Annotated in this window: 16 protein-coding genes; 7 read left to right on the top strand and 9 right to left on the bottom strand. The window is 59.6% G+C overall.

The features are described from left to right. Positions 1 to 154: 154 nt before the first annotated feature. From AC1Q9F_RS07125 to AC1Q9F_RS07110, 4 genes are all read right to left on the bottom strand, one after another. Positions 155 to 1,843, bottom strand: a complete 1,689-nt coding sequence (locus AC1Q9F_RS07125; RefSeq protein ID WP_492619671.1) for an ATP-dependent DNA ligase — start codon at positions 1,841 to 1,843, stop codon at positions 155 to 157. Further along, complete coding sequence (locus AC1Q9F_RS07120; protein WP_492619672.1) at positions 1,840 to 2,874, bottom strand: ligase-associated DNA damage response exonuclease; 1,035 nt, start codon at positions 2,872 to 2,874, stop codon at positions 1,840 to 1,842. The genes AC1Q9F_RS07125 and AC1Q9F_RS07120 overlap by 4 nt, the downstream gene beginning before the upstream one ends. 192 nt (positions 2,875 to 3,066) lie before the next feature. Next, positions 3,067 to 5,517: a penicillin acylase family protein gene (locus tag AC1Q9F_RS07115; protein WP_492619673.1), complete on the bottom strand. Its 2,451-nt coding sequence runs from the start codon at positions 5,515 to 5,517 to the stop codon at positions 3,067 to 3,069. Between the two features lie 247 nt (positions 5,518 to 5,764). Beyond that, the gene (locus AC1Q9F_RS07110; protein ID WP_039771345.1) at positions 5,765 to 6,409 is read right to left on the bottom strand and encodes a glutathione binding-like protein; all 645 of its coding nucleotides are present in this window, start codon (positions 6,407 to 6,409) and stop codon (positions 5,765 to 5,767) included. Between the two features lie 147 nt (positions 6,410 to 6,556). On the opposite strand from AC1Q9F_RS07110, the gene AC1Q9F_RS07105 reads away from it, so the two are divergent. Further along, the gene (locus AC1Q9F_RS07105; RefSeq protein ID WP_492619792.1) at positions 6,557 to 7,114 is read left to right on the top strand and encodes a cysteine hydrolase family protein; all 558 of its coding nucleotides are present in this window, start codon (positions 6,557 to 6,559) and stop codon (positions 7,112 to 7,114) included. Positions 7,115 to 7,260: 146 nt separating this feature from the next. Here AC1Q9F_RS07105 and AC1Q9F_RS07100 read toward each other — a convergent pair whose 3' ends face one another. Next, a complete protein-coding gene (locus AC1Q9F_RS07100) occupies positions 7,261 to 7,467 on the bottom strand; it encodes an SEC-C metal-binding domain-containing protein (protein ID WP_007955014.1) in 207 nt (68 codons plus the stop codon). A 233-nt stretch (positions 7,468 to 7,700) separates the two neighbouring features. Here AC1Q9F_RS07100 and AC1Q9F_RS07095 point away from each other — a divergent pair, with 233 nt between their 5' ends. Next, positions 7,701 to 10,445, top strand: a complete 2,745-nt coding sequence (locus AC1Q9F_RS07095; protein WP_492619674.1) for an NACHT domain-containing protein — start codon at positions 7,701 to 7,703, stop codon at positions 10,443 to 10,445. Between the two features lie 33 nt (positions 10,446 to 10,478). Here the strand turns inward: AC1Q9F_RS07095 and AC1Q9F_RS07090 are convergent, their stop codons facing one another. The 3 genes from AC1Q9F_RS07090 to AC1Q9F_RS07080 are packed head-to-tail and all read right to left on the bottom strand — an operon-like array spanning position 10,479 to position 11,971. Continuing rightward, positions 10,479 to 10,961: an LEA/WHy family protein gene (locus AC1Q9F_RS07090; RefSeq protein ID WP_207985226.1), complete on the bottom strand. Its 483-nt coding sequence runs from the start codon at positions 10,959 to 10,961 to the stop codon at positions 10,479 to 10,481. A 31-nt stretch (positions 10,962 to 10,992) separates the two neighbouring features. Further along, positions 10,993 to 11,469 (bottom strand): YchJ family protein, encoded by a 477-nt coding sequence (locus tag AC1Q9F_RS07085; protein WP_007955017.1) that lies wholly within the window; start codon positions 11,467 to 11,469, stop codon positions 10,993 to 10,995. 4 nt (positions 11,470 to 11,473) lie between these two features. Next, positions 11,474 to 11,971 carry a DUF6231 family protein gene (locus tag AC1Q9F_RS07080; protein WP_492619675.1) on the bottom strand — a complete coding sequence of 166 codons (498 nt, stop codon included), beginning with the start codon at positions 11,969 to 11,971 and terminating at the stop codon, positions 11,474 to 11,476. A 199-nt stretch (positions 11,972 to 12,170) separates the two neighbouring features. Between AC1Q9F_RS07080 and AC1Q9F_RS07075 the strand changes: the two genes are divergently transcribed. From AC1Q9F_RS07075 to AC1Q9F_RS07060, 4 genes are all read left to right on the top strand, one after another. Next, on the top strand, positions 12,171 to 12,866 hold the full coding sequence (locus AC1Q9F_RS07075; RefSeq protein WP_007951999.1) for a PA1041 family peptidoglycan-binding anchor lipoprotein: 696 nt from the start codon (positions 12,171 to 12,173) through the stop codon (positions 12,864 to 12,866). An 89-nt stretch (positions 12,867 to 12,955) separates the two neighbouring features. Then, positions 12,956 to 13,678: a PA1041 family peptidoglycan-binding anchor lipoprotein gene (locus AC1Q9F_RS07070; protein ID WP_492619676.1), complete on the top strand. Its 723-nt coding sequence runs from the start codon at positions 12,956 to 12,958 to the stop codon at positions 13,676 to 13,678. A 162-nt stretch (positions 13,679 to 13,840) separates the two neighbouring features. Further along, a complete protein-coding gene (locus tag AC1Q9F_RS07065) occupies positions 13,841 to 14,119 on the top strand; it encodes a DUF1145 domain-containing protein (protein ID WP_085612355.1) in 279 nt (92 codons plus the stop codon). Beyond that, on the top strand, positions 14,112 to 14,870 hold the full coding sequence (locus tag AC1Q9F_RS07060) for a collagen-like protein (RefSeq protein ID WP_492619677.1): 759 nt from the start codon (positions 14,112 to 14,114) through the stop codon (positions 14,868 to 14,870). The genes AC1Q9F_RS07065 and AC1Q9F_RS07060 overlap by 8 nt, the downstream gene beginning before the upstream one ends. A gap of 132 nt (positions 14,871 to 15,002) precedes the next feature. Here AC1Q9F_RS07060 and AC1Q9F_RS07055 read toward each other — a convergent pair whose 3' ends face one another. Then, on the bottom strand, positions 15,003 to 15,467 hold the full coding sequence (locus AC1Q9F_RS07055) for a CopD family protein (protein WP_064382929.1): 465 nt from the start codon (positions 15,465 to 15,467) through the stop codon (positions 15,003 to 15,005). A 99-nt stretch (positions 15,468 to 15,566) separates the two neighbouring features. Here AC1Q9F_RS07055 and dinG point away from each other — a divergent pair, with 99 nt between their 5' ends. Continuing rightward, positions 15,567 to 17,711: an ATP-dependent DNA helicase DinG gene (gene dinG, locus AC1Q9F_RS07050; RefSeq protein WP_007952008.1), complete on the top strand. Its 2,145-nt coding sequence runs from the start codon at positions 15,567 to 15,569 to the stop codon at positions 17,709 to 17,711. Positions 17,712 to 17,735: the final 24 nt, after the last annotated feature.

The raw sequence follows: 17,735 nt of genomic DNA, 5'->3' as shown, positions 1-17,735 counted from the left end.
AAAGTAGCAATTTCCGAACCAGAGTCCCGAACAAGTGTTTTAAAAGGTGTAGGAAGTGCATGCCGGGGCCGGTCAGTGCACGAAAACGGGCGCGCCGGAAATGCTGCACCAGGTTGGTTCGGTGCAGGGATTTCCGGGCGTCAGGGGAAGGGAATCAGATCAAAAGGTTTTGCAAGGTCGCCAGGCTGTCGGCCTCGTCCACGGTCTTGTCCTGGCGCCAGCGCAGCATGCGCGGGAAGCGCACGGCGATGCCGCTCTTGTGCCGGCGGGAGAGGGCGATGCCTTCGAAGCCCAGTTCGAATACCAGACTCGGTTTCACGCTGCTGACCGGGCCGAACTTTTCGACGGTGGTCTTGCGCACGATGCTGTCGACTTCGCGCATTTCCGCGTCCGTCAGCCCGGAATAGGCCTTGGCGAACGGCACCAGCGCCCGCGCACTGGAACCGGGCGGGCCGTCCCACACCGCAAAGGTGTAATCACTGTAGAGACTGGCGCGACGACCATGCCCGCGCTGGGCGTAGATCAGCACCGCGTCGACGCTGAACGGGTCGACCTTCCATTTCCACCACACGCCCATGTCCTTGGTCCGGCCGACGCCGTACATCGCGTCCCGGGCCTTGAGCATCATGCCCTCGACCCCCAGGCGCCTGGAGGCCTCGCGCTGGCGCGCGAGGTCGAACCAGTCGTCACCCGTCAGGATCGGCGAAGGCAGCAGCACCGGGTTGTTGCAGCGGGCGATGACCTGTTCCAGTTGCTCACGACGCCTGGCCTGGGGCTGGTTGCGCCAGTCTTCGCCCTGCCATTCGAGCAGGTCGTAGGCGAGTACCACCACCGGCGCGTCTTCAAGGATTTTCCGGTCCAGCGACTTGCGGCCGATCCGTTGTTGCAACAGCGCGAACGGTTGCACCGCCGGGGCTTCTGTCGACCGCGGATCGAAGGCGTCTTCGGTGACAGGGCGCTGGTTTTTCCATACCACGATCTCGCCATCGATCACCGTACCGTCGGGCAAACCGTGCACCAGCGTGTCGAGTTCGGGAAAGCGCTCGGTCACCAGTTCTTCGCCCCGGGACCAGATCCAGAGTTTTCCGTCACGCTTGACCACTTGCGCGCGGATGCCATCCCACTTCCATTCCACCTGCCAGTTGCTGGCCGGCCCGAGCAGTGCGTCGAAGGTTTCCACCGGTTGCGCCAACGCGTGGGCGAGGAAGAACGGGTAAGGCTGGCCGCCGCGCTGGGCGTGTTCGTCGCTGGATTCGGGGGCGATCAGTTTCAGGTAACTGGCGGCGTTCGGCCGGTTGGACAGGTCGGTATAACCCACCAATCGTTGCGCCACGCGTTTGCTGTCGAGCCCGGCCATCGAAGCCAGGGCGCGGGTCACCAGCAGTTTGGACACGCCGACCCGGAAGCTGCCGGTGATCAGTTTGATGCACAGCATCAGGCTCGGCCGATCCATTTGCGCCCACAGTGCGGGTAACTGGTGAGCGAGGTATTCCGGGGTTTCACCGCGCAGGGGCAGCAGTTTGTCTTCGATCCACTCGGCTAGGCCGGCCTCGGAAGTGTGCGGGTGTTCCGGCAGCACCAGCGAGATGGTTTCCGCCAGATCGCCCACCGCCTGATAGCTCTCCTCGAACAGCCATGGCGAAAGCCCGGACATCTCGACCGCGAGTTCTCGCAGGATCCGCACCGGCACCAGCTGCCGAGGCCGGCCACCGGACAAAAAGTACACCGCCCACGCGGCATCTTGCGGTTGCGCCTGGGCGAAATAAGTCTGCATGGCCGCCAGTTTGGCGTTGCTGGAGGTGGTGGCGTCGAGTTCGGCGTACAACCCGGCAAAGTCTTTCATGGTTGCACCTCGGCAACGGCGGGCGTGGCGGTGGAAAGCTCTTCTTCATCGTCACCGTATTCGGTGTTGAAACCTTGTGCGTCCAGTCCCTGCTCGCGCAAATGCCGCACCAGTACGCCAATCGAGCCGTGGGTGACCATCACTCGCTCGGCGCCGGTCTGTTCGATGGCCCACAACAGGCCGGGCCAGTCGGCGTGATCCGAAAGCACGAAACCGCGATCGACCCCGCGCCGCCGACGGGTGCCGCGCAGGCGCATCCAGCCACTGGCGAAGCTGTCGCTGTAATCGCCGAAACGGCGCATCCAGCTGCTGCCGCCGGCCGACGGCGGGGCGATGACCAGCGCCTGGCGCATCATCGGATCGTTCTTTTTCACGTCGCTGGCGTAGATGGTTGGCGGCAGGTAAACGCCGGCTTCGCGGTACACGCGGTTCAGTGGCTCGACCGCTCCGTGGCTGAGGATCGGCCCGAGGGTTTCGTCGATGCCGTGCAAAATCCGCTGGGCCTTGCCGAACGAATAACAGAACAGCACGCTGGCCTTACCGGCTTCGATGTTGGCCTGCCACCACTGATTGATCTCGGCGAACACCTGCGCCTGCGGCTGCCAGCGGTAGATCGGCAGGCCGAAGGTCGATTCGGTGATGAAGGTGTGGCAACGCACCGGTTCGAACGGCGCACAGGTGCCGTCGGGTTCGATCTTGTAGTCGCCGGACGCGACCCAGACTTCGCCGCCGTATTCCAGCCGCACCTGGGCCGAGCCGAGCACATGGCCGGCGGGATGAAAACTCAGGGTGACACCGTGATGGGTCAGGCGCTGGCCGTAGTCGAGGGTTTGCAGGTTGATGTCCTGGCCCAGACGCGCGCGCAAAATCCCTTCGCCGGCGCTGGCGGCCAGGTAATGCTGGTTGCCGCCACGGGCATGATCGCCGTGGGCATGGGTGATCACCGAGCGCTCGACGGGCCGCCACGGGTCAATGTAGAAATCCCCGGCGGGGCAGTAGAGGCCTTCGGGGCGGGCGATAACAAGGTCCATGGCGTTACCGGAATGGAGGGACTTGTTAGCTATGAGGTTGGCGCGAAGTCAGAAGTTCTATTGATTTTCTGAACTGTCGCATGATCGTTCCCACGCTCTGCGTGGGAATGCCTCAAGGGACGCTCTGCGTCCAGTGACGCGGAGCGTCACGGGCTGCATTCCCACGCAGAGCGTGGGAACGATCATGGGGGGTTACTTGCCGGGGGTAAGCGTCAACCGCGTCTTGCCATACACCCGGTCAAAGTTCTGCGGCTGCATCGGCAGGCCGATGTACTGGCCCTTGAGCCACGGATCGATGCCGTTCAGGTAGTTCGGGCTCACCGGATTCCCGGACTGCCCCGTCCCGTTCTGCCCCATCAACGGCTCGCTCTGACCGAAGTCGACGATAAAGCGCATCGACGGCGCACGCGTGGTGTTGAAGTCCTGACCCCAGGCAAAGGCCGCCGTATTGAGCGTGGTGTGGTCGCCGCCCGCCGCGATCGGGCCGCGAACGGTCTGGCCGCTGGCATTCTTCCACTCGTAACGGTGCAGTTTGCCCCACTGCCAGGCCCGGCGGTCGCCGCCCAACTGGCTGTCGCCGGCGCTGATCGCTGCCGCCAGACTGCGGGCGAGGATCGCCGGTTTGTCTTCTTTTTGCGGGGTGCGGGCGTCGTCCCAGAACGGACTGTCTTCGCGGCCCAGCAAATGATCGGCCTGGGCGGCGTAGGACAGATCGCCATTGGCGATAAACGCTTTCCACGCCGGGCTGCCTTGCGGGCCGAGCTCGTCGAGGAAGATCTGCTTCATGCTCTCCTGCAGGAACAGCTCGTAGATCGCCGCGTCGGCGGAAGTCGGGCTGAGCTTGCCGTCGAAGGCCATCAAGCGGGTATAGGCTTCGCGGGCCTTGCTACGCTCGGCTTCCGGCAGCCCGTCGATCGCCTGTTTCAGCGGCTGCGCCATGCCCGGTGCCTCGAACATTTTCTTCAGTTTGGCGGCGAAGGTGGTGGTCTGGTCGTACTGCATGGCGATCACGCTGCGACCGTCGTGTTTACCGCTGCCGGCCAGTTCGGCCAGGCGCTCGCCGCGTTCCGGCGCCGCCCAGGAATTGGACAGTTGCATGCCATAGCCGTGAGGAATGACCCGCTGGTTGGCGGTGCCGAGCCAGCCCTGGGCCGGATCCTGATCGTAGGGGTGCAGCATCGGGTCGGCGTAACCGTCCCAGTCGTAGCGACCTTCCCAGCCTGGCGACGGCAGCAGGCCTTCGCCTTCACGGCGGTTCGGGAAACGCCCGGTGACTTGCCAGCCGATATTGCTGGCGTCGGCAAACACCAGATTCAGCGCGATGGCGCGGATTTCCCGGCTGGCGTCCGAGGCGCGTTCAACGTTCTGCGCGCGGCTCAGATCGAAAAATGCATCGAGGGATTTGTCGTCGGTGAAGTTCGGCGTCTGCAAGGCCAGGCCAAAACCTGCGCCCTGAGCGACAGCCTGGGTGCTGTTGAGCAGCGCGCCATGGCGGGTTTCGTACACCGCTTCGCGAATCGGCCGCTGGCCTTTGACGAAGTAGGTTTCGTTGCGCACCGCAACCGGTTGCCACTTGCCGTTGACCTCGTAGGACAACGTGCTGCCCTGACGACGGATCTTTTCCAGGAACAGGTCCTGGTTATCGCCGAGCACGCTGGTCAGGCTCCACGCCACCTTGCCGTTGAAACCGCCGAGCACCATCGGCAGACCGGCCACGGTCACGCCAGCGGCCTGGTATTTCGGAGCGCGGATCTGCACGAAACTCCACAACGACGGCGCGGCCAGCGGGCCATGGCTGTCGCTGGCCAGCAGGCTCTTGCCGCTGCGGCTGCGTTGCGGGGCGATGGCCCAGTTGTTCGACGACTGAGTGCCCAGCAGGTTGATGGCGGCCAGTTGTTCGCTGGCGTTGCTCAGCTCCGTCAGCCCCGGAATCTGCCCGTTGAGCTTGATGCCTTGCAGCTTGTCGGCCTCGGCAAGCGGCAGGTTTTCGTCGGGAGCGGACGGGGTCAGCCACGCCAGTTTGTCGTTGGTCACAGTCTGCGCCAGCACCAGCGAAGCGATTTCTTCCGGCAGGTTGGCCGACTGGCTGAAGTTCAGCAGGCAGAAGATCAGCGCCGAATCTTCCGGTTTCCAGTATTCAGGTTTGTAGCCGCTGGAAGCCAGATCCCCCGGCAACTTGTCGGCATACCGGAACAGGTAGGCGTTGACGCCCCGGGCATAGACTTCGAAGAAGCGCTTGAGCCGTGGCGACGAAGCCTTGTACAGCTCGCCGGCGCTTTTCTTCAGGTTGACGGCGCGCATGTAGCGGTCGGCGTCGAGCATCGAAGAACCGGACATTTCCGCCAGGCGGCCCTGAGCCAGCAGGCGCAGAGTGACCATCTGATTGATCCGGTCGCTGGCGTGCACGTAACCGAGTGCGAACAGTGCGTCGTGGAAGCTGTTGCTTTCGATCAGCGGCATGCCCATGGCATTGCGGCGTACCGAAACGTTCTGCGCCAGGCCCTTGAGCGGCTGCACACCGGAGGTCGGCGGGAGGGTGTCCTGGGCGTTCCAGGTCTGACAACCGGTCAGGCTCAGAACACCGGCCACTGCTGCGGCAACGCCGAACCGGGGAAGAAAATGTGAAAGGGCTGGCGAGGCCATGGCAAAGCTCCTGCGGGGGTGTAGAGGCTGGGGGCGCAATAAAGCCGCTACGTTAGTGAGCAGGAGGGGGCCGCGCAAGCGGGGCGAGCGGTTATTTCTTACCGCTCACGCAGATCGTTCCCACGCTCCGCGTGGGAATGCAGCCCGGGTCGCTCCGCGGCCCTTCTCAAAGCCGAACGCGGAGCGCGCGTCGAGGCATTCCCACGCGGACGGTTCGACGCCTCTACATGGGAACGATCAAGGCAGGTCAGGACTTCGGCGGATTGATCTTCTGCACCAGCGCGTAGGCCTTCACGGTCGCCGGGCGATCTTTGATGTGGTTGAACCAGCGTTGCACGTTCGGGAAGTCTTCCAGGTTCTGGCTCTGCCACTTGTGGGAGACGATCCACGGGTAGATCGCCATGTCGGCGATGCTGTATTCGCTGCCGGCCACGAACTCGTTGTTGGCCAGTTGCTTGTCCAGCACCCCGTACAGACGCGCGGTTTCATCGATGTAGCGCTTGATCGCGTAGGGGATTTTTTCCGGCGCGAACTGGCTGAAATGATGATTCTGCCCGGCCATCGGCCCCAGCCCGCCCATTTGCCAGAACAGCCATTGCAGCGCCACTTGGCGGCCACGCAGATCCTTAGGCAGGAACTTGCCGGTCTTTTCCGCGAGGTACAGCAGGATCGCCCCGGACTCGAACAGCGACAACGGTTCGCCGCCATCGGCCGGCTCATGGTCGACGATCGCCGGGATGCGGTTGTTCGGGGCGATTTTCAGAAAGTGCGGCTGGAACTGCTCGCCCTGGCTGATATTGATCGGGTGCACGTCGTAGCGCAGGCCCGCTTCTTCGAGGAACAGGGAAATCTTGTGGCCGTTGGGCGTGGTCCAGTAATACAGGTCGATCATGGAAAGCTCCAAATCAGGAAAATGGCTTACGTGCGGACAGCAAACGCCGGCTTCAGGTTGTCCTGTGTGCGTTCGATAGCTTGCTTAGTCACAGGAGGTGATGCTCAAGTACGGGAAATTCAATGACCCCGCGTGAGAAAAATCGCCATGGAGCTCAAGGCCAACGCTGCACTGATCATCATCGATCAGCAAAAAGGCATTCTGGAACCGCGTCTGGGGCGGCGGAACAATCCGTCGGCCGAAGAGCGGATTCTTGATTTGCTGGGCTTCTGGCGGCGCAGCGGTCGGCCGGTGATCCATGTGCAGCACCTGTCGCGCTCACCGGATTCGGTGTTCTGGCCCGAGCAGTCAGGCGTGGAGTTTCAGGAAAGGTTTTTGCCGCAGGACGGCGAGTGGCTGATCCAGAAGCAAGTGCCGGACGCGTTTTGTGCGACGGGGCTTGAGGCGAAGTTGCGTGAGGCGGGGATCGGGCAGTTGATCATTGTCGGCGTGGCGACGAACAACTCCGTGGAGTCCACGGCACGCACGGCGGGCAATCTGGGGTTTGACGCGTGGGTGGCGGAGGATGCGTGCTTTACCTTCGACAAGGCCGACTATTTCGGCACGTTGCGTTCGGCTGAAGAGGTGCATGCCATGTCGCTGGGGAACTTGCACGGGGAGTATGCGACGGTGGTCGGCAGTGCCGAGATTCTCGGGGCAGCCTGATACTGATCGGGGAATGCGCCGGCCTCATCGCTGGCAAGCCAGCTCCCACATTCGACCGAGTTACTCCTGATGGAGCGCGATCCCTGTGGGAGCGAGCTTGCTCGCGAAAGCGGTATGTCAGGCGAAGTAGGTTTTCGCCCGAAACATCAAGCGCCGTGGCACTTCTTGAATTTCTTGCCGTTGCCGCATGGGCAAGGGTCGTTGCGGCCAACGTCTTTCAGGGCGTTGCGCACCGGTTCCTGGTGGGCGTGGCCGCAGTTCGGGCCGTGGACATGGCCATGGTCGTGATCATGGTGGTGATGGTCATGATCGTGGTTGCAGTCTGGGCCATGGACATGAGGTTGCTGGGTCATCGGGGTCACTCCGTAATCAAATCGGCGGGGATTATCAAGCAGTTTCCTCAGGTAAACCAACCCCAAAACCCAAAACTCGAGCGTTCATTGCTTTGTTCTGTTAGCTATGGGGCGATGAGCAAAGAGTCTGCTTGGGTTCTCGATCCGCTCATAAAATCATAACTGAATGCTGGCGTAATGATGTCGTCTGGATTAGCATTTGAATTCAGGAATTAAATAAATCAAGGACGCTTATGCTAGCAACAATACTTGCAGTTTTGCTATTCGCATCATTGGCTTTATTAGGGTATTTGTATTTTTCTGCATCAAAGTCAGAAGAGAATACTCGAGAACAGTATGCGTTCAAGTGTTTAGGGGCGATAGTAACTCTGGCTGCTCTTTGTATTACAACTATTTCGTCTAAGCAAAGCATTATGGATCAAATGCTGGCGCTTGGAGCTAGGCTAGTAGGGAGCCCTATTCCCGATGCGCCCCCCGTTCCGATTAGTGAGCATATACTGCTATTTATAGTTTTTCTAGTTGTCGTTGTGTTTGTTTGGGCCTCTCACGAAAGTTGGGAGGGGAAAATTTCTGTTGATGAAGAAGAACGTAGAAGAATGAAGCGGTCTACGGGGCTATTTTTCCAAGCAGCAGATGAGATTTCTCGGTTGGTTCAACGAAAGCCCGAGAGAAAAGTTTATGTGGTAGATAAAAGGGTTGATCCCGTCGCGATTCCGAATGAGCCCAATCTTGTTTGGCATGATCAGTCGAGAGAGCTGTTTGAGCTTTGGATGCCAACATCGATCTTCAATAGAGATTCTCCTGTTGCTTGGAATCAACGTGAAAAATGTTGGCATGGGAGGGATAGAGCTACAAAAAAAGAAGTTTTTCTATTGTGTGATGATGTCCATTTTGACTCAAAAAGAATTGATGCGTTCAAGGCCTATGTGCGCAGTGTTACCAGTGAGAGTGCGCTGCTTTATGTAATTGTTAAGCAGTATCCCATTGGTTTGCAGCTATTGGACGGTTATGCGGTTCAGGGAGAGGTGACATGGGTTTCTGAAGAGTTCTTGTTTGAGCGAATTGTAGATTTTTCAGACTATTGTAGAGATGTATTTAGGCGGGTTGAAAAAGATACATTTGCTGATAGTGATAGGGTTATTAAGGATATCTATACGCCCTCGAGTCTTTCTTGTGAGGCTAATGGGTCTAAGGTTGTCTCCACCGACTTTGGAGGATATCTATCTGAGTGGGCAAAGCGTCCGGCCGGTAAACAGATCGCAGTAATGGGTGAGTATGGCCAGGGGAAGAGTACTGGTGCGTTAATGTACGTTTATGATGCGTTTAATTCTAACTTTGAAAGCTCCGGTGGACGTATTCCTGTATTGATCGAGCTAAGAGGAAAAAGTCCTGCTAATTTATCACCAGCGGAGCTATTAGGGGCTTGGGGGCAACAGTATCAATTGCAGGCATCTGCTCTAATGAAGCTGCTTATTGCGGGGCGGTTGATAGTTATATTTGAAGGTTTTGATGAAATGGCTAACATTGCCAGTTCTGAGATACGCATGGCCCATTTTAGATCTCTGTGGCGATTTTCTTATCCAAAAAGTAAGATTGTTTTTACGGGTAGGAGAAATTTGTTCTTCGAAGATTCTGAGTTGCATGTGGTTTTTCGAGGAACGGCAGAACGTGCGTCAGGTCCTCTGTGCGAAATTTTGCATTTGTGCCCATTTGATAGTGAGAAAATAAATTTAAGTTTACGCTGGTTGCCTTCAATTGATGCAGAGGAAATTGTCGAAGCTGCACATTCCAATCCGCAGATTTTTGACATCGTTTCCCGCCCTGCTCTTCTTTATATTGTGGCGTCCTTGTGGGAGGAGATGCGTGCCCTACTAAAGCAAGATGGCGTGGCCTCAGCACAAGTAATCGATAGGTTTGTCATGCATAGCTATGCACGGCAAGAGGCGAAGGAATCCGAGCTTGGATTCATGAGGCTAACGAAGACAGAACGGCGATACTTTCATGAGGGTGTCGCAGTTTATATGGCGTCTAAAGGGTCGACCAATCAAGTTACAGCTCCAGATCTTAGGGCCGCAATTGAACGGCTGTATAAATCCTATCCAGAGAGGGCTCATATATCTGAGCTCATAATGGGGGAAACGGATCGTCCTCCTCTGCGGGTAAGATTTCCAGAGGATGATAATACAATTGAAGCTGTACTTGCAGATGTAAGAACTCACGGCATTTTAGTTAATGATCTAGGGCAGCGGGGGGCGTTTAGGTTTGCGCATAAATCATTTTATGAGATGCTTGCTGCAAAGGCCCAGGCTTACAGTCTTTTAGATAGAGAGCCCATGTTCTATCGGTCCATCAAGCATGCGATGGATGGGGAGGTGGAGTCAGTAAGCACAAAGACACCTGAAATGCTTAACTTTCTCTCGGAGTTTATAGTTTTTCATCTCCGTCAGCTTCATGGGGCTTCAGGCGTGGCTCTTCCTGCATTTGATATAATAGTTGGAGTGCGTCGTCCAGTTTTGTTTTTCAGGCGCTTTAAATTAATTATAATTGCGTTATTGCATAATCGGTACTTTAGGCGTTGCTCCTTGGGGGTTATGGGCGCAGCTGTGGCGTTGACATTTCTCGCCTCAACTGAATTTGGGCGTTCGCTGCTAGGGCTTTCGCTAAAAATTGATAATACGAATGAGGTTGGCTTCAGTTGGAAAGGGGCTCTAAGTTTTATTTTGAGTTCCACAGGTTTTATTTTTCTTTGGTATTATATGTATGCTTCTACGATTATTTTGCAGAAGTCTAGGCTGTGGGTTGCGGTACTTGTATCTGCCGATAATTCTACCCATTCAGTTTCTGGCTTGACAGAGATTATAAATATTTTTGGGAAGTCTACTGCGCAAGATATTGTGCTCAAAGCGGGTGGGCAGTACTCTGTATTCCCGATAAATTGTTTAGGCTTGAATATACCGACGCAGATTTCGGATAGTTAAAGTTTTTATGTTGTACTTTTTATTGTAAAAATATTACTGACGGTTGACCGGTTGTTCGATTACGCCATTGCGCGCCAGGTGCACGTAGTGAGCGATGAATAAACCGGTTTCCATCTCGCCCTCCAGTCGGTAGGGAATCTGCTGATGCGGGTTTTTCAGCATTTTCACCACCTCTTTCACCTTCGGCCACAGGTTGGTACGGATCGGCACGTTGTAAAACGCACTGCTTTTGGGGTTCACCGTGATCCAGTGTTCGTGCTCGCCTTCGGCCAGCAACATGTCGGCCAGGTGTATGCGGTATTCCAGGCCGCGCACGGTCAGGTCGCTGTCGTTGGGGTTGTCGATGCGAAAGTGCAGGATGAATTTCTGTTCCAGCAACTTGGCGCGCACCACTTCGACTTTCACCAGGTGCACGGCGGGGTCGAGGGAATCGTCGCTGAACCACGACGCACAGCCGCCGAGCCCCAGAAACACGAGCAGTGAAAAGACCTGGAATGTGCGCCAATGACCGAGCATGGTTTAACTCCCTTTGCTGCCCAGTCTAGCTTCAGCTGCCGAAATACCCCGCGCAGCATTTCTTGAACTTCTGGCCGCTGGCGCACGGGCAGGCGTCGTTGCGGCCCAGCTTCAGTTGCACGGTCGGGTCGATGAAGTACCAGCGCCCGGTGTTCTGTACGAACGACGAGCGCTCGCGGTGGCTGTGCTCGCCCTGACCGTCATGCCAGCGCGCGGTGAACGTGACGAACGCGTGTTCCGGCTGGCCGCCGAGCACTTCCGAACTTTCCACGTCCAGACCGAGCCAGGTGCTCTGGGCGCTCCAGTCGCTGATCGACTGGCGATCCAGCCCCGCTTGCTGGGCGGGCAGGGTGGTCGCCACCAGATAATCGATCAGGCCCAGTACGTAGGCGCTGTAGCGCGAGCGCATCAGGGCTTCGGCGCACGGGGCCGGGTGGCCGGCGTGATAGTGACCGCAGCAGGCATCCAGCAGGTTGCCGCTGCCGCAAGGGCAAATGGCTGTACTCATTGCATTACCACCAGTATTTCCCGAAGTTTTCCGGATTGGCCCAGAACCGCGAGTTGAGCCAGTCGGGGACTTGTTTGTAGTCAAGCAGATCGTAGGTGAACAGGGTCAGCACCTGTTCATCCCGGGCGAAGCGTTCGCGGGCTTGCAGGGCCAGGGAATAAAAATCGGTTTCCTGCCAGCCGCTGGCCGGCAGATCCGCCAGCACCGCGATGCGGCTGGCGTTGAGGTTGCGGATCCCGCCCAACAGGTTCAGGCCGTCGCGCTTGGGCAAATGTTCCAGGCAATCGACCACCAGCGCCAGGTCGAAACGGCGGGCCGCCAGTTCCGCTGGCAACGCACCGGGCGCGGCGTGCGCGACGCAGGTGTCCGGGTGCGCTTCCTTAAAGGCAGCCAGCGCCGGGAACTCGCTGGCGCCGATCAGCAGCAGACGTGCCGGAGCGTAGCGGTCGAGCAGGGCGGCCAATGCCTGCTGCGGCGTGCGGGAAGAAATGGCGACGTTCATCGAAGCTCCTCAATCAGAGCGCCAAGACTAGCCTGCCCGGACGCCAAGGCCTAGATCTCTGTTCTGCGGGTTTGCGGCAAATTCGTCGAAGTCCCGTGAACAGGCGCACAAACAGCAATGGCCTATTGCTGGCGGAGATTAAAACTCCGGTCTTTACTCCCTGAATCGGTTCTAAGCCGATCCCTCAGGAGAAAACTAGATGAGCATAGTTCGGACAGCATTACCCTTGGTTCTGCTAACCAGTGTGTTGACTGGTTGCGCAGGTTTGCAGAAAACCGACTGGCCGACCTGTGCGGCAGTCGGTGGTGTCGTCGGTGCGGGTCTCGGTGCGACCGAAAGCTCCGCATGGGCGGGGTATGGCGCGTTACTCGTCGGCGGTACGGCAGCAGCCTATTGCTGGGTTCACGGTGATGGCGATGAAGACGGCGATGGTGTGCCGGACAGTCGCGACAAGTGCCCGGGCACGCCTAAAGGCGTACAGGTCGATGCTGACGGCTGCCCTCCACCAGCCCCTGCGCCAGTGGTCGAAGAAGCTGTAGTGGTCAAGGAAGAAACCATTGTCATCCGCGATGTTCACTTCCAGTTCGACAAGGCCACGCTGACCCCGGCCGACAAACTGGTCCTGGATAAAGTCGCCACGCGCCTGAAACAGGAAACCAGCACCGCTCAACTGACCGTGACCGGCCACACCGACAGCGTCGGCAGCGATGCCTACAACCAGAAACTGTCGGATCGCCGCGCGCACTCGGTGGTCAAGTACCTGGTCGAAAGCGGTGTACCGCAAAGCAGCTTCGTGTCGGTGACCGGTGCCGGTGAAAGCCAGCCGGTGGCAGACAACAAAACTGCCGACGGTCGCGCGCTGAACCGTCGTACCGAAATCAAAATCAACCGCTAGCACCCTCGCATCCGCGGCTTGTGCAGTCGCGGATGCGGGTCTTTACTCCTGTGTAACCGGTATGGGCCGGTGACACAGGAGCTTTAACGATGAGTGTTCTTACAAGGTCCGTCTTGCCGGTTCTGCTGCTGGGCAGCCTGTTGACCGGTTGCGCCACCCACAGCGATGGCACCGCTCCCCTCAATCAACGTACCTGGCCGATCTGCAGCCTTATTGGCGGACTGGTCGGCGGCGGTCTCGGCGCGCTCGAAAGTGGCGGCTGGGCCGGCGGTGGCGCTGCGCTGGGGATCCTCACCGGCGGATTGATCTGCTATGCCCAGGATGGCGATAAAGACGACGACGGCGTGTTCGACCGCCGCGACCGTTGCCCCGATACCCCGGCCAACACCCCGGTCGACCACCGTGGCTGTCCGCTGCCGCAATACCCGGCCACCGAGAAACCCGCCGAACCGGCCCCGCAAACTGAAGTCATCACCCTTAACGACGCCGGCAACGTGCTGTTCGACTTCGACAAGTCCGATCTGAAACCGGCCGCGAAAAGCCAGCTGGACACGTTGATGGACAAACTGCGCAATGCCGATGTGGTGAGCATCAAGGTCATTGGCCACACCGACAGTAAAGGTTCGGATGCCTACAACCAGGCACTTTCGGAACGTCGCGCCAGCAGCGTGGCGGAGTATTTGCTGAGTCAGGGCCTGGCGCCGAACAAACTCACCAGTGAAGGGCGCGGCGAGAGTGAACCGGTCGCCGATAACAATACGGACGAAGGGCGTGCGCAGAACCGTAGGGTGGAACTGCACATCAATCGTTGAGATGCGTCTGTAGTCCGCAGGCTAGAGCTGTCGGTCGATGAACGTCATCGAACCGGCAGCCGTCCGGCGGCGGTGCGGTTTTTTTCATTTTCCCCTCTGGCTTATCCCCTGCAGAAGCCGTTACTGTGCGTCCAAAGAATAATTCGCAACACGGGGGAGCGTATGAAGGTGTTCTGTGGGCTGGGGCGATTGTTGACCCTGCTGTTCTGCTGCGTGGTACTGGCCAATCAGCTGGTGCCGTTTGTTCATCCGCTGCACCTGCTGGTCAATCTGGCCGGCGCTCTGCTGCTGGCGATCCACGTGCTCGAAGTGCTGCTGTGCAACCGCAGCCTCAAGGGCCGTCCGCACCCGTGGCGTGATCGTGGCCGCATCCTGTTGTTCGGCGTATTCCACCTGCAAACCATCCCGGCCCCGGCCGCTCCGGAGGCTTCCCATGCGTAAACTCTGCCTGCTCGCTGTATTCATCAGTCCCCTGGCCTGCGCCCAGGTGGTCAGCGTCGAAACCAACTCCCTGATGCGTCTGCCGAACACCGCCAGCACTCTGCAGCTGGAAAAACTGGTGGTCGCCGACTACGGCACTTTGCTGATTCCTTCGAACGTGACCGAGCTGAGTGTCGGCGAATTGCAGCTGGGCCACGAAGCGCGCATCGCCATCGTGCCGAGCGAACAGGCGCTGGATATGAAAGTCATCCGCGCTCAACTTGCCGAGGGCAGCCAGATCACCGCTCGCGGCGCCCCGGGCACCTACGAAAAAGCCGCCCGCGCCGGGCGCAATCTGAACCTGCAATTCAAGGCGTTGAATGCGCCGAAACTGGTGGTCGATGCCCGTGGCGGCACCGGTGCACCGGGTTTTGTCGGGCTCGATGGCGCCAACGGTCAGGAGCCGGGCTGCACCTGGGGTCAGGCGGGACACGGTTTTGATGGCAGCAACGGCAGCGACGGTCAGCCGGGTGCACCGGGCGCTCTGGTGCGTCTTGAAGTGCCGCGCGAGTTTCCGGCCGAACTGATCAAGGTCGAAGTCGCCGGCGGTGCCGGTGGCCCGGCCGGTCCTGGCGGCAAGCCGGGGGCGGGTGGCAAGTCCAAGGGCTGCCTGGTCTATCGCGCCGATGGCGGCAAGAGCGGCAAACCGGGGGCTGACGGTCAGCCGGGGCCTGCGGGTGCGGCGGGGTCTGTCACCGTACAGCGCTTGTAACCTGTCACCTTTTTGATCGTTCCCACGCTCCGCGTGGGAATGCCTCAAGGGACGCTCCGCGTCCAGTGACGCGGAGCGTCACGGGCTGCATTCTCACGCAGAGCGTGGGAACGATCAGGCAAAACGCGCTCGTCAGAACGAGGGTCGCGCAGCAGCCACCGCCACCAGCACCACCCCGACCAGCAGATTGAACCCCACCACCTTGCGAATCCGCCCCAGCACTGCCGCACCCGCCGGCCAGTCCTTCGCCTGCACCGCCGTGCGCAATTCCGGCAGCATCAATGCCTGAATCCGGATGAACAGCGCGGTCATCACCACATACAGCCCCATCATCACCTGCACATAACGCGGCGCGTTGTCGAAGGCGATGTGTTGCAGATGCAGCATGCCCACCCCGGTGACCGGCAGCAGAATCACCGCCCCCCACACCCAACGAAAAAAACCTTGAAACACTTCCACCCAGAGCGTCAGGCGTCCGGGACCGTCCAGCGCCTTCATCGCCGCAGGGCGCAGCACCATCCAGGCGAAAAACATGCCGCCGACCCACACCAGCGCGGCCAGTACATGGATGGGGTAAACGAGGCTAAAAGGTGTCATTGGGGTACTCCGATCTGCGCAGGATTGATTAGCGGGGTATGATAGCGGCCGATCCGAACCACTGAAAATTTATCCAGCGTTTTTTGCGCCCGACACTCAATGATCAGCACTGAACTCAAAACCACGATCCAGGGCGCCTACTCGCGTTTTCTAGAGGCCAAGAGCCTCAAGCCGCGTTACGGCCAGCGCCTGATGATCGCTGAAGTCGCCAAGGTCCTCGGGGATATCGACACCGACGACGAAGGCCGGCGCAGTGGCGACCCCGCGATTGTCGCGGTGGAAGCCGGCACCGGTACCGGCAAGACCGTGGCCTACAGCCTGGCGGCGATCCCGACGGCCAAACTGGCCGGCAAACGCCTGGTGATCGCCACCGCGACCGTCGCCCTGCAAGAGCAGATCGTCTACAAGGATTTGCCCGACCTGATGCGCAACAGCGGGCTGAACTTCAGCTTTGCCCTGGCCAAGGGCCGTGGCCGCTACATGTGCCTGTCCAAGCTCGACATGCTGTTGCAGGAAGGCCATGCGCAGACCGCCACCGCACAGCTGTTCGAAGAAGAAGGCTTCAAGATCGAGGTCGATGAGGCCAGCCAGAAGCTGTTCACCAGCATGATCGAAAAACTCGCCGGCAATAAATGGGACGGCGACCGCGACAGCTGGCCCAACGCGCTGGAAGACGCCGACTGGGCGCGCCTGACCACCGATCACAGCCAGTGCACCAACCGTCATTGCCCGAACTTCGGCCAGTGCGCCTTCTACAAGGCCCGCGAAGGCATGGGCAAGGTCGACGTGATCGTCACCAACCACGACATGGTGCTGGCCGACCTGGCGCTGGGCGGCGGGGCGGTTCTGCCGGACCCGCGCGACACCATTTATGTGTTCGACGAAGGCCACCACCTGCCGGACAAGGCCATCGGCCACTTCGCCCACTACACGCGTCTGCGCTCCACCGCCGACTGGCTGGAAACCACCGCCAAGAACCTCACCAAGCTGCTGGCCCAGCACCCGCTGCCGGGCGACCTCGGCAAGCTGATCGAGCAGGTGCCGGAGCTGGCGCGGGAGATCAAGACCCAGCAGCAGTTCATGTTCACCGCCTGCGAACAGATCGCCGATTTCAAGCCCGGCGAAGACGTCGAAGGCCGCGAGCGCCCGCGTCATCGCTTCATCGGCGGGGTGATTCCCGAGCACATGCGCGAGATGGGCATCGAGCTGAAAAAAGGCTTCGCCCGCCTCAACGACCTGTTCACCCGCCTGACGGATCTGCTCAAGGAAGGCATGGATGGCGAGGTCAACATCGGCATCGCCAGCAATCAGGCCGAAGAATGGTATCCACTGTTCGGCAGCCTGTTGTCCCGTGCTTCCGGCAACTGGGAGCTGTGGACCGCGTTCACCGCCGAAGACCCGGAAGACAACCCGCCGATGGCCCGTTGGCTGACCCTGGCCGAAAGCGGTTCGCTGTTCGATATCGAGGTCAACGCCAGCCCGATCCTCGCCGCCGAAACCCTGCGCCGCAGCCTGTGGAACGTGGCCTACGGCTGCCTGGTGACCTCCGCGACCTTGACCGCCCTCGGCACGTTCGACCGCTTCCGCATGCGCGCCGGTCTACCGAAAAAAGCCGTCACCGCCGTGGTGCCGAGCCCGTTCCATCACGCCGACGCCGGTGTGTTGCGGGTGCCGGACCTGAAAGCCGACCCGCGCGATGCCGCCGCCCACACCGCCGCGATCATCCGCGATCTGCCGGAACTGGTCGAAGGCTCGCGCGGCAGTCTGGTGCTGTTCTCGTCGCGCAAACAGATGCAGGACGTGTTTGACGGTCTCGACCGCGATTGGCGCAAGCAAGTGTTCATTCAAGGCAACCTGTCGAAACAGGAAACCCTGAACAAGCACAAGGCGCGGGTCGATGGCGGTGATTCCAGCGTGCTGTTCGGTCTCGCCAGTTTTGCCGAAGGCGTGGACTTGCCGGGCGCCTATTGCGAGCACGTGGTGATCGCCAAGATCCCGTTCTCGGTGCCGGACGATCCGGTCGAAGCCGCACTGTCGGAATGGATCGAAGCCCGGGGCGGCAATCCGTTCATGGAAATCTCGGTGCCCGACGCCTCGCTGAAGCTGGTCCAGGCCTGCGGCCGTCTGCTGCGTACCGAAGAAGACCGCGGCACCATCACCTTGCTGGATCGGCGGCTGGTCACCCAGCGCTACGGCAAAGCGATCCTCAATGCGTTGCCTCCTTTCCGTCGTGAAATATCCTGAGACATCGGTGGGCAGTTTTGCCCG

Source organism: Pseudomonas sp. GW823-FHT04A03, assembly GCF_058796615.1.
Note: the sequence above shows the minus strand (reverse complement) of the source record. Positions and strands in the feature narration are given on the sequence as shown.